The 12,178-nt window shown below is 63.5% G+C and carries 10 protein-coding genes; 4 read left to right on the top strand and 6 right to left on the bottom strand.

The genetic code is table 11. From position 1 onward, the window contains the following. The first annotated feature begins 189 nt into the window (after window positions 1–189). Window positions 190–1,818 carry an APC family permease gene (locus tag IEY62_RS16445; RefSeq protein ID WP_189019782.1) on the top strand — a complete coding sequence of 543 codons (1,629 nt, stop codon included), beginning with the start codon at window positions 190–192 and terminating at the stop codon, window positions 1,816–1,818. A gap of 63 nt (window positions 1,819–1,881) precedes the next feature. Here the strand turns inward: IEY62_RS16445 and IEY62_RS16440 are convergent, their stop codons facing one another. Continuing rightward, complete coding sequence (locus IEY62_RS16440; protein ID WP_189019780.1) at window positions 1,882–3,099, bottom strand: acyl-CoA dehydrogenase family protein; 1,218 nt, start codon at window positions 3,097–3,099, stop codon at window positions 1,882–1,884. A gap of 130 nt (window positions 3,100–3,229) precedes the next feature. On the opposite strand from IEY62_RS16440, the gene IEY62_RS16435 reads away from it, so the two are divergent. Both IEY62_RS16435 and IEY62_RS16430 read left to right on the top strand, forming a co-directional pair. Then, window positions 3,230–4,948 (top strand): AMP-binding protein, encoded by a 1,719-nt coding sequence (locus IEY62_RS16435; protein ID WP_189019778.1) that lies wholly within the window; start codon window positions 3,230–3,232, stop codon window positions 4,946–4,948. 24 nt (window positions 4,949–4,972) lie between these two features. Then, window positions 4,973–5,482: a MarR family winged helix-turn-helix transcriptional regulator gene (locus IEY62_RS16430; protein ID WP_189019776.1), complete on the top strand. Its 510-nt coding sequence runs from the start codon at window positions 4,973–4,975 to the stop codon at window positions 5,480–5,482. Window positions 5,483–5,499: 17 nt separating this feature from the next. Here the strand turns inward: IEY62_RS16430 and IEY62_RS16425 are convergent, their stop codons facing one another. Next, window positions 5,500–6,969 (bottom strand): HNH endonuclease, encoded by a 1,470-nt coding sequence (locus tag IEY62_RS16425; protein WP_189019774.1) that lies wholly within the window; start codon window positions 6,967–6,969, stop codon window positions 5,500–5,502. 153 nt (window positions 6,970–7,122) lie between these two features. On the opposite strand from IEY62_RS16425, the gene IEY62_RS16420 reads away from it, so the two are divergent. After that, a complete protein-coding gene (locus IEY62_RS16420) occupies window positions 7,123–7,779 on the top strand; it encodes a TenA family protein (protein ID WP_189019772.1) in 657 nt (218 codons plus the stop codon). 57 nt (window positions 7,780–7,836) lie between these two features. Here IEY62_RS16420 and IEY62_RS16415 read toward each other — a convergent pair whose 3' ends face one another. The 4 genes from IEY62_RS16415 to IEY62_RS16400 are packed head-to-tail and all read right to left on the bottom strand — an operon-like array spanning window position 7,837 to window position 12,173. Further along, window positions 7,837–8,616 carry an enoyl-CoA hydratase gene (locus tag IEY62_RS16415; RefSeq protein ID WP_189019770.1) on the bottom strand — a complete coding sequence of 260 codons (780 nt, stop codon included), beginning with the start codon at window positions 8,614–8,616 and terminating at the stop codon, window positions 7,837–7,839. 43 nt (window positions 8,617–8,659) lie between these two features. Beyond that, window positions 8,660–9,601: a 3-hydroxyisobutyrate dehydrogenase gene (gene mmsB / locus IEY62_RS16410; RefSeq protein WP_189019768.1), complete on the bottom strand. Its 942-nt coding sequence runs from the start codon at window positions 9,599–9,601 to the stop codon at window positions 8,660–8,662. A gap of 11 nt (window positions 9,602–9,612) precedes the next feature. Then, window positions 9,613–10,674: an enoyl-CoA hydratase/isomerase family protein gene (locus IEY62_RS16405; protein WP_189019766.1), complete on the bottom strand. Its 1,062-nt coding sequence runs from the start codon at window positions 10,672–10,674 to the stop codon at window positions 9,613–9,615. Beyond that, window positions 10,674–12,173, bottom strand: a complete 1,500-nt coding sequence (locus tag IEY62_RS16400; RefSeq protein ID WP_189019764.1) for a CoA-acylating methylmalonate-semialdehyde dehydrogenase — start codon at window positions 12,171–12,173, stop codon at window positions 10,674–10,676. The genes IEY62_RS16405 and IEY62_RS16400 overlap by 1 nt, the downstream gene beginning before the upstream one ends. Window positions 12,174–12,178: the final 5 nt, after the last annotated feature.

Genomic DNA, 12,178 nt, shown 5'->3' with positions numbered 1-12,178 from the left:
ACACCTAAGCGATTGTGGCCTGGCGGACCTGGCCTGGACGTCGACTACATCGACAGTACGGCCAGCCACGCAACATCAACGGGGGAAACAGCCTGAGGCACACCGCGGTGCCCGGCCTTTTGATTTCGACTGCGACCAATGGCGGCCGCAGGTCATCACCATTTGTGCATGTCTGAATTAGGAGTTCGAATGTCAGAACCCAGCAAATCAGGACCCTGCAAGAGCGATGCAAGCGGCATGGACGAGTTTGGCTATGCCCAAACCCTGGACCGCAGCATCGGTAAGTTCGCCAGCTTCGCCGCCGGCGTCAGCTATATCTCCATCCTCACCGGCGTCTTTCAACTGTTTTACTTTGGATTTTCGACGGCGGGACCCGCCTACGCCTGGTCGTGGCCCATCGTGTTCGTCGGGCAGCTCATGGTTGCCCTGTGCTTTGCTGAATTGGCCGGGCGCTACCCCGTGGCCGGTTCGGTCTACAACTGGGCCAAGAGGCTCTCAACAGGAACATGGGCCTGGCTGGCCGGATGGCTGTTGCTGCTCTCCTCCATCATGGCCCTGGGCTCCGTTGCGCTGGCCCTCCAGATCACGTTGCCGCAGATCTGGAGCGGCTTCCAATTGGTCGGCGACGGCACCGGTCCCTACGACTTCGCCGTCAACGGAGTCATCCTCGCCAGCATAATGATCGGCATCTCCACGCTCATCAATGCGTTCGGCGTAAAGCTCATGACCATGATCAACAGCGTTGGCGTGTTCGTGGAATTGGTGGCGGCCGTCCTGCTGATCGTGGCCCTCATCTGGCACTCCGTTCGCGGACCGGAAGTCCTCCTGGATACCGCCGGTTTCGGCCAGGAGCACCCCCTGGGATTCTTCGGTGTGTTCCTCATCGCCGCGATGGCTTCGGGCTACGTCATGTACGGATTCGATACCGCCAGTTCCCTGGGCGAAGAAACCAAAGACCCCAAGCGCACGGCACCCAAAGCGATCCTGCGTGCCGTCACAGCATCCTTCCTGCTGGGTGGTCTGCTCCTGCTGGGCGGAATCCTGGCAGCCCCGGACCTGTCCGATCCCAAGATCGGAGCGGCCGATGGCGGTTTGCAGTACATCGTGCTCTCGGTGCTCGGCGGCCCCTTCGGCAAGGCATTCCTGGTCTGTATCGTGGTTGCCGTAGTTGTCTGCACCCTGGCCGTCCACGCAGCCGCCATCCGGATGATGTTTGCCATGGCGAGGGACAATAACCTTCCCTTCAGCCGCCAACTCAGCAAAGTACACCCCACCCGGAAAACCCCTACGGTCGCTGCCATTGTTATCGGCGTAGTGGCAGTCATTCCGCTGATCGTCAACATCTCCCAGCCGGCAATCTTCACCATTCTGTCCAGCATCAGCATCGTCCTGATCTACCTCTCCTACCTTCTGGTCACCGTGCCGTTGCTGCGGCGCCGGTTCCTCAAGAAGTGGCCGTTGAAGGATGATGGATCAGAGCCCGGGTTCAGCCTCGGTAAGTGGGGGCTGCCAGTGAACATCCTGGCAGTCCTGTGGGGCGGCGCCATGACGCTGAACCTGGTGTGGCCGCGACCGGAGATTTACAACTCCGTCCCGCCGTTCGAGTGGTACCTGCAATGGGGCGGCGTGATGTTCGTTGCCGCGGTTGTCGTGGGTGGGACGCTCCTCTACCGCCTCCGCATCAGGCACAGGACAGGAGTCCTGGCCGAACACGCCGCGGCACCCGCAGCGGCAACGGCAGACCCAGCAACGGCAGACCCGTCGCAGGTAAGCCCGGCAACGGCAGACCCTTCCCTCGCTGCGGCCCGTAACTCCTAGCAATCACGAAGAAGGGCATCCCCTCGCCGGTTCCGCACCAGCGAGGGGATGCCCTTCTCGCCGTTAAACGAACGCCGACTTCCCCGTCACCGCACGGGCCACGATCATCGAGTTGATCTCATAGCTGCCCTCGTAGGTGTAGAGGATTTCGGCATCACCGAAGAGCTTGCCCATCTCGTAGTCCGTGGTGATTCCGTTCCCACCCAGGAGGGATCTGCCCATGGCCACCGATGAACGGGCCAGACGGGTGGTGGTGGCTTTGCACATGGCGGCCTGGACCATCTCCAGCTTTCCAGCCTGCTGGATCCGGGCGAGCTCCACCATCATGGACAGCGAAGCATTGGCGTTACCCAGGATGTCGGCGAGCTGCTGCTGTACCAACTGGAAGCGGGCGAGTTCCTTGCCGAACTGCTTCCGCTCCAAGGCGTAGGAGCGGGCAATATCAAAAGCAGCCAACTGGATGCCCGCAGCCTGCCAGCCCACCCACGCCCGGGAATCGCGCAGGAGATCGTTCGCCCGGGAGAACTCTGTTGCCCCGGGCAGGAGGTTCGACTCCGGGATCCGGACCTCGTCCAGGACGATGTCCGCATTCTGCATGATGCGGAGGCCTATTTTGTTGGAAATCTTGGTGGCTGAGTAACCCGGCCGGTCCGTCTCAACGATGTAGCCCTTAATATGGCCATCGGAGAGATCCCGCGCCCATACCAGGGCGAAGTCGGCAATTGTGCCGGCCCCGATCCAGCGCTTGGCACCGTTGATGACCCATTCGCCGCCGTCGCGCCGCGCCGTCGTCGAGAGCCCGCCGGCGATGTCCGAACCGTGGTCCGGTTCGGTGAGCGCGAAGGCGCCCAACTGAGTGAAGGCTTCCAGGCCGGGCAGCCATTTTCGCTTCTGCTCCGCTGAGCCGAGCTCGTGGATCATGCCGACGATCAGCTCGTTGTGGATGCCCACCAACGCCGAGAGGGACACATCGGCGCGGGCCACCTCGGTGTACATGAGCCCCTTGAACAACTGCGAGGAGCCGTCTGTTTGCAGCCCTCCCAGCCCGAACTGCGCCATTTCGGCGAGCAACCCAACCGGGAATTCTTCCCGGTTCCAGTAGTCGATACTGGCTGCGCGGATGCGTGACTGCAGGAACTCCCTGATCTGCAGGTACCGCTCCCGTTCCCGGACAGGGAGCAGATCGACCACATGCATGAGGTCCGCCTCCGGGTAAGGAGGGAGGACGCGTTCTGAAGCTGGACCGCTGGTAACGGTGCCGGCGGCTTTTTGCTCGAGCATTAGACCCCTTCGTCATGTCCCGGAAGGCTCTTCCAAACCCTTGGATGTCCTAGTATATTGCAAGGTGATGTGTATCACTAGGTGGGATGCCGGGCAAGGGTGCCCGTCATCCCCAAGCGAAAGGCTGACTTTGACAGTCACAGAAGACTTCCGTGCGGCCCGCGACCGGCTGCTGGAACTACGCGAGGACTATGCAACGGCACACGCTGAATTCCAGTGGCCACGCTTCGAGGAGTTCAACTTCGCCCTGGATTGGTTCGACCAACTGGCGGCAGACCCTCACAGAGGTGACCAGCCCGCACTGGTGATCGTCGAACAGGATGGCAGCTCCACGCGGCGCACGTTCAAGGAACTATCCGACAGGTCCTCGCAGCTCGCCACGTGGCTTCGCGGCGAGGGCGTCCGACGCGGCGACCACATGATCATCATGCTCGGCAACCAGGTGGAGCTCTGGGAACTCATGCTGGCCGGCATCAAGCTGGGCATCGTCATGATCCCCACCACCACGCTCATGGGAGCACGGGATCTCCAGGACCGCGTTGAGCGCGGCGGTGCGGCCTGGGTGGCGGTCGGAAGTGCCAACATTGGCAAGTTTGCCGCCGTCGAGGGCAACTACCGGCTCATTGAGGTGGGCGTCGAGCGCAGCAACCCAGACGCGAAACAGTACGCGGATTCGTACGACGCCGGCACGGACTTCACCCCCGATGCCCCTACCAAGGCGGACGAAACCCTCCTGCTCTACTTCACGTCGGGCACCACATCGCGCGCCAAGCTGGTGGAACATACCCACACGTCCTACCCTGTGGGCCACCTGTCCACCATGTACTGGATCGGCCTCGAGCCCGGGGACGTGCACCTGAACGTGGCCTCCCCGGGGTGGGCAAAACATGCCTGGTCCAACGTCTTCACTCCCTGGATCGCCGAGGCCACGGTCTTCATCTACAACTACGACCGCTTCAATGCAGCCGCCCTCATGGAGCAAATGGGGCGCGAGGGCGTGACAAGTTTCTGCGCGCCACCCACCGTGTGGCGCATGCTCATCCAGGCTGACCTCACGCAGCTCACCACTCCGCCAGGCAAAGTGGTTTCCGCTGGCGAACCGCTGAACGCCGAGGTCATCGGCCAGGTGGAGCAAGCTTGGGGCGTCACCATCCGCGACGGCTTCGGCCAGACAGAATCCACCGTCCAGATCGCCAACACGCCCGCCCAGCCGGTAAAAATCGGCTCCATGGGCAGGCCGCTTCCCGGGTACGACGTCGTCCTTGTTGACCCTGTTACCGGCCAGGAAGCCAACGACGGCGAACTTTGCTTGCGCTTGGACCCCCGGCCCGTGGGCCTCATGAAGGGCTACTTCGGTGACGAAGCCAAGACGGCCGATGCCTTCCGCGACGGCTATTACCACACCGGCGACATGGCCAGCCGGGACGCCGACGGCGTCATCACCTACGTCGGACGGGATGATGATGTCTTCAAATCCTCCGACTACCGGCTGTCACCGTTCGAGCTCGAAAGCGTCCTGATCGAGCATCCCGCAGTGGCGGAGGCCGCCGTCGTACCTTCGCCTGATGCCGTGAAGTTGTCGGTCCCGAAAGCGTTTGTGGTGCTGGCCGCCGGCTACGAAGCGGGCCCGGCGGTTGCGGAGGACATCCTCAGGTACTGCCGCGAGCACCTGGCACCCTTCAAACGGATCCGGAGGCTCGAATTCGGTGAGTTGCCCAAAACGATTTCAGGCAAGATCAGGCGGGTTGAACTGCGCGGGACGGAAGTTGCGCGGCACGGAGACGGTCCACTGCCCTCGGGTTTGGGCGTGGAATACAGCGAAGAAGAGTTCCCGAATCTGAAAGACTAAGCACCCGAGCAACCAAGGAGGCCCATGGGCACGCCACTCCCCCGCGACCCCATTGCCGATGCCCAGCGCAACTGGGAAAGGCATGGTTGGGGTGATGTTGCCGCGCCCATGGCGGCCATCACCGCGATCATGAGGACGCAGCAGATCCTCCTGGCGCGCATCGAAACAGTACTCAAACCATTCGAGCTGACCTTCGCGCGCTACGAACTCCTCGCCCTGTTAAGTTTCGCCCGCAGCGGTGCGCTGCCCATGAACAAAGCCAGTGCGCTCCTGCAGGTGCATCCGACGTCGGTGACCAACGCCGTCGACCGCCTTGAAAAGGCCGGCCTTGTGGCACGCTCACCGCACCCCACTGACGGCCGCACCACGCTGATCGAACTCACCGCCGAAGGCCGGACCCTCGCAAAGAAGGCGACGGCGGCCCTCAACGCGGAGGTTTTCAGCAACTCAGGTTTCGGTTCCGACGACGTCGATCACCTCATCCGCGTCCTGGGCACCTTCCGTAGGGACGCCGGGGATTTCACGGAGGAATAAGACGCTAAGCGAGCCTTCTACGTTCTGGAGGGTCGATGTCCGGGTAGTGACGGGGCTTTGGACAGGTAGCTGTGTCCGGTGGGCGTGCTGATTTCGAGCGTATGCACGTCGGCTTGCACGGCTCGGGTGGTCCAGCCGGGGCTTTCCTTGGTGTGATTGCACGCTTCGCATAGTCCTGCGCCGTTGCCGAGGTTGGTTTCCCCTCCGGAACGCCATGGCACCACATGGTCAATATGCCTGATGGGGGCATCGCAATACGGCGTCCGGCAGGTGTCGTCCCGCGTTTCGATGAACCGCCGGAGCCGACCAGTAAAGAGCCGCGCTTTGGAATCGGTGGCAAGGAGCTCTCCCGTGGCTGGCGCGGTGTAGAGCCGGCGAAGCCAGACAGTGAGCTCGTTGTCCCGGTTCTGGTCAGCTTGAACCTGGCCAGCTAAATTCTGGTCAGCTTGAACCTGGTCAGCTGAGTTCCGGTCCGTTGGATCCTGGTCAGCTTGCCCTTCGGCGAGCATTGTTCTGGCCCATTCGGCGGGGACGATTCCGTAGCCGTTGAGGCGTGCTGGTTCGCTGTCGCCTTGGAAGAGGGTGCGGTCGGTCATGACGAGATCCAGATTGATCCCTGTGATTCCGCCGGGCGTGCCGGTGATGCGCTCAACGAGCGTGTCGGCCATGAGCTGGCCGCGTGTCAGTACAACCCCAGATCCCGCACCACGGGCGCCCGGGCCACGGGCGCCCGCACCATCACTGGATCCCGAACGCCAGCCACCCGCACCCGGGCCGCCACTGGCGCGGGCCGAATCAGCAGCTCTGGTGAGGGCGGCGTAGACCGCCACGCCTTGGGCGACCGGAAGCAGCGCGGTCAGATAGGTCATGGTGTCCGGCGCCGGACGCAAGCTCACGGTCCGCTCCGCGGCGGCACGGCTGGCCCGCCCGAGCACCGACCGCGGATCCCGCCGGTACGCGGCCGTCTTCGCCGCTGCAATGATCGCGCGGTCGCCCTTACCCGTAAAAGCCCCGGTATCGGGGGCGAGTTCCTCATCCACCGCACGCCGGTCCTCAACAGACAAACACGCCGTCTCCTTTACCAGGAGTGTGGCCCGCCATTCATTCAGCTGCCCGGACTGCAGCACCGCCAAAGTCCGCGGCATCTCCGTCACAAGGGCCTTCGCCAAACCGAGCAGCCGGGAACCACGGTTCGGTGACTCCCGCCGAGCCAACGCAACCTGGGCACCAACCCCCTGGCCGCGTTCCGAGGCAGGGACACCGGCTTCGGCTTGTTCGGCACGCTGGGCAAGATCAAAAGCCACAGCAACCTGCGCCTGCAAACCGCAGATCGCCGACTTCATCTCCTCCAAAACACGCAACTGCTCCATCAGGTCTGCACTCACGGTGCTGGCCGGAACAGGACTCCGATGAACAGCGTCAGGGACATCGGGGGCTCGCCGGAGCGCCACTGCTGCGCCCGCTCCGCTCTCCCCAATTTCCTCCATGCCCTAACTTTGACAGCGGGCACCGACAATATAGCGTCGATGATCGAGGGCGGACTTATGGTTATCCGTGGTTGCGAATGCAACGCGCGTGGCAAGGGCGGGCAGAGCCTACGTTGCCAGGCTCCGAAAGCCGACAACTCAGGAGGAAACACCGTGGGCTTCGCCAATAAACTCAGGAACCAGTACGCCGAGGACTGGGACGCCGCCGTCAACCACCCGTTCGTGGACCAGTTGCTGGACGGGTCCCTCTCCGATGAGGACCTCCGCCGCTATCTCGTTCAGGACTACCAGTTCTGCGATGCCTTCACGGCCCTGTTGGGCCAGGCTGTGGCATCGGCGCCGTCGTTGCCTTCACGTCTGGTGTTTGCCGGAGTCCTTGGTGCCTTCGCTTCGGACGAGAATACGTACTTCCAGGATTCATTCAATGAACTCGACGTTCCCGAAGCAGATCGGACCGCACCGGAGCTAGAGCCCGCCACGCGGGATTTTGACGACCTGATGCGCAGCGCCCTCGCCACCCGCTCCTACCCGGAGGTCCTTGCCGTGCTGCTGGTTGCCGAGTGGCTTTACGGCGATTGGGCAGCACGCGCTGGCGACCCTGGTCAATGGCCCACCCACGCAAAGCACGCCGAATGGATCCGTCTCCACAACAACCCGGGGTACAACGCCTGGGTGACGTGGCTACGGGACGAGTTCGACGCCGTCGAGCCTTCCGACGCCGCCGCACGGGAACGCGTTGCCGCCACCTTCGCAGATGCCGTCAGGTTGGAGAGGGCGTTCTTCGACGCCGCACTAACCGGGTCCCGCTAAGGACATCGCGACGCTCCCGGTCGTTGCGCCGCAACGGCGCAGCAGGTTCGCAACCCGTCAGCGGTGCTTGAATTCCGGCTGGCGCTTCCCGCTGAACGCGGCCATGCCCTCTTTCTGGTCTTCGGTGGCGAAGAGCGAGTGGAAGATCCGGCGCTCGAAAAGCACGCCCTGCGCCAGCCCTGTTTCGAAGGCCGCGTTGACAGCTTCCTTGGCCATCATCGCCACGGGCTTGGACTTGGATGCTATGACTTCGGCGGCTTTGACGGCTTCCTCAATGACCTCTGCAGCGGGCACCACCCGTGATACCAGCCCTGAACGCTCAGCCTCTTCAGCATCCATGTACCGTCCGGTCAGCACCATGTCCATCGCTTTGGCCTTTCCGACGGCGCGTGTGAGCCGCTGCGAGCCGCCCATGCCCGGAATGACGCCGAGGTTGATTTCGGGCTGCCCGAACCGCGCGTTGTCACCGGCGATGATGAAGTCAGCCATCATGGCGAGCTCGCACCCTCCACCCAGGGCAAAACCGGAAACAGCCGCAATCACGGGGATCCTCAGGCGGGTGAGTTCTTCCCAGTGCCTGAACCAGTCCGCCGCGTACATCTCCATGTAGCTGTTGGAGGACATTTCCTTGATGTCGGCACCGGCCGCGAAGGCCTTGGCGGATCCCGTGATGACTACGGCCCCAACATCGGGGTCGGTGTCCATGGCGGACACGGCCTCCACGAGTTCGTTCATGAGGGCAGTGTTCAGCGCGTTCAGCGCCGACGGCCGGTCCAAGGTCACCAAGCCAACCCTGCCCCGCCGTTCCACCACAATGTTCTGGTACTGCTCCGTCATGCTCTCCCTCTCGTCAAAACCCTCATGGACACAGCTCAAACTCTCACACGGACTTGTCGCGGATATCGGTGATGATGCCGGAGAAGTCCCTCCCCGCGCCCTCCCCGGCTGCGAAAGCATCGTAGATCCGGGAAGCCAACGGGCCCATTTCTGCAGCAACCCCTGTGCTTTCCAAAGCGTTCAGTGCCAGGCGCAGGTCCTTGGCCATCAGGGCGCCGGCGAACCCGGGCTGGTAGTCACGGTTGGCAGGGCTGGTGGGAACCGGCCCGGGAACGGGGCAGTTTGTGGTCAATGCCCAGCACTGGCCGGAAGCGTTGGAGGCGACATCGAACAGGGCCTGGTGCGTGAGGCCCAGCTTTTCGCCGAGCACGAAGGCCTCGGCAACGGCGATCATGGACACCCCCAGGATCATGTTGTTGCAAACCTTCGCAGCTTGCCCGGCACCGTGGTCACCGCAGTGGACAATCCTCTTTCCCATGAGCTCCAAAATCGGCTTCACGGTGTCGAAGTCCTCCGGCAAGGCACCCACCATGAACGTCAGGGTGCCTGCCTCGGCACCCACCACGCCGCCGGAGACGGGGGCATCCACGGATCGGTGGCCAGCTTCCAAAGCAATCACGGCTGCTTGGCGGGCCTCGTCAACGTTGATGGTGGAACAGTCCAGGAACAAGGTGTCCGGCTTGGCAACCGAGAGCAACCCCGGCCCGTCCACGCCCCGGTACGCATCCAGGACATGCTTGCCGCTGGGCAGCATGGTCAACACCACGGCCGCCTCCGCGGCCGCTTCATGCGCGGAGGACGCCATGGGAATTCCGTGAGCCAAAGCGGCCTCAACGGCTGCCGGAACGGGGTCATAGCCGATCACCTGATGGCCGGCCTTGATCAGATTGGCGGCCATGGGCCCACCCATGTGACCCAGCCCGAGGAAAGCGATGAGTCCCGTTGCCGGGGCTTGGGTATCTGACATGGCTGCGTTCTCTGTCATGCTCGTCTCCTTCAATTCGACTGGACTGGACTGGCTGAAAGGCCAAGCTCGCGGTCACCAAGTGGCGCGAAGTAGCCCTCGACGTCGGATGCCTGGACGTCCGCGAGGGTTGCCGGTTTCCATTGCGGATTGCGGTCCTTGTCCACCACTTGCGCGCGGATGCCCTCACGGAAATCGGGGCCGGCCAGGCATCGGAGTCCTACGCGGTATTCCTGGTCCAGCGCTTCCTCAAGGGATAACCCCCGGACGCGCCGCAAGGATTCCAAGGCCACCTTCACTGAGGTGGGCGATTTCGCCTCGATGGTGTCTGCGGCGCCGGCGGCTTCCCCTCCCAGGGACCGCAGGCTCCGCACGATTTCCTCCGCATCCTCATGCGCATAGGCGGGATCGATCCACTCCCGCTTCGCCGCAAGCGCCGAGTCCGGTGCGGCTTGCGCAAAGCGCACGACGGCGGCCTCCGCCGTCGAGCTTTCCAACGCTTCCGCCAGCGCGGCGAGGCTATCGGAGGGCACAAAGTGATCCGCGAGTCCGAGGAACAGGGCGTCCGCACCGGAAAGGTGGGCGCCCGTCAACGCAGCATGGGTACCCGCTTCGCCTGGTGCGCGGGACAGCAGCAGGGTTCCGCCGACGTCGGGCACAAAGCCGATGGTGGTTTCCGGCATGCCGGTGCGCGTCCGCTCGGTGACCACCCGGACAGAGCCGTGCGCTGACACACCAACGCCTCCCCCCAAAACCAGCCCATCCATGAAGGCCACGTAGGGCTTGGGGTACTGCGAGATGAGCAGGTTCAGCCGGTACTCGTCGGCCCAAAACTCAGCCGTTTCCGTGCCGCCGTGCAGCATGTCCTTGTAGATGGCTACGATGTCGCCACCGGCACACAGCCCCCGGTCCCCGGCGCCGCGCACCAGCACTGTTTCCACCGAATCGTCGTCGGCCCAGGCAAGCAGCTGCTGGAGCATGGCTTTGACCATTCCGTGGTTCAGGGCATTGACCGCTTTGGGGCGGTTGAGCGTGACAATCCCCAGGTGCCCGCGACGCTCGAAAAGAACCTCGTCTTCCTGCAGCTCTCCCATCAGCTGCCCGCCGGCATCACGAAGCTGGCGCCCTGGCGGATGCCGGACGGCCACCGCGAGGTGACGGTCTTGGTCTTGGTGTAGAAGCGGAAGGCGTCGGCGCCGTGCTGGTTCAGGTCGCCAAAGCCGGAGGCCTTCCAGCCGCCGAAGGTGTAGTACGCGATTGGCACGGGGATGGGCACGTTGATGCCCACCATGCCCACCTCAACGCGGCTGGCGAAGTCGCGGGCGGAGTCGCCGTCGCGGGTGAAAATTGCGACGCCGTTGCCGAACTCGTGCTCGCTGCAGAGCCTCAGCGCTTCGTCGTAGTCAGCTGCGCGCAGCACGCTGAGGACGGGGCCGAAGATCTCTTCCTTGTAGATCTTCATGTCCTTGGTGACGTTGTCGAAGAGCGTTGGGCCAACCCAGAATCCGCCGTCGTAGCCTTCCACGGTGAGGCCGCGGCCGTCGGTGACCAACGTTGCTCCTTCGTCCACGCCGGACTGAATGTAGCCCTCGATCCGTTCCTTGGCGGATGCTGCCACCACGGGCCCGAAGTCCGAATCCTTGTCCAGGCTGTGGCCCACCTTCAGGTCCTTGACGCGTTCGGTCAGCTTGGCCACCAACGCATCGGCGGTTTCCTGGCCAACAGGCACCGCAACCGAGATGGCCATGCACCGCTCGCCGGCGGAACCGTACCCGGCACCAATCAGGGCGTCGGCGGCCATGTCCAGATCGGCGTCGGGCATGATCACCATGTGGTTCTTCGCCCCGCCAAAGCACTGCGCCCGTTTCCCGTGCGCGGCAGCAGTGGCGTAGATGTACTGGGCAATCGGGGTGGATCCCACAAAGCCGATCGCCTTGACACGCGGATCTTCGAGCAGCGCATCCACGGCTTCCTTGTCACCGTTGATGACGTTGAAAACACCGTTCGGCACGCCGGCTTCGCTGTACAGCTCGGCAAGGCGCAACGGCACAGAGGGATCCCGCTCCGAGGGCTTGAGGATGAAGGCGTTGCCTGCTGCGAGCGCCGGCCCGGACTTCCACAAAGGAATCATGGCCGGGAAGTTGAAGGGGGTGATGCCTGCAACGACACCGAGCGGCTGGCGGAGCGAGTGGACATCGATCCCCTGGCCGGCGTTGTCCGAGAATTCGCCCTTGAGCAGATGCGGGGCGCCGGCGGAGAATTCGACAACCTCGATGCCGCGCTGGATGTCTCCCTTGGCGTCGGCGAAGGTTTTGCCATGTTCGGAGGACAGGAGCTTGGCGAGTTCATCCATGTTCTCGTTGACCAGGTCAACGAACTTGAGCAGGATGCGTCCGCGGCGCTGCGGATTCATGGCCGCCCATTCGAGCTGGCCCTTTTCGGCGTTGGCGACGGCGTTGCGGACCTCGTCCGCGCTGGCCAGCGGGAGCCGGGCCTGGACTTCGCCCGTGCAGGGATCGTAGACATCGCTGAAGCGGCCGGATGTGCCGTCGATCCTCTGGCCGTCTACGTAGTGTGAAAGCTCGCGCACCATGGTGG

The sequence above is a fragment of the Paenarthrobacter histidinolovorans genome (genome assembly GCF_014647595.1).
Lineage (GTDB): Bacteria > Actinomycetota > Actinomycetes > Actinomycetales > Micrococcaceae > Arthrobacter > Arthrobacter histidinolovorans.
This window is presented reverse-complemented; position numbering and strand designations above follow the sequence as displayed.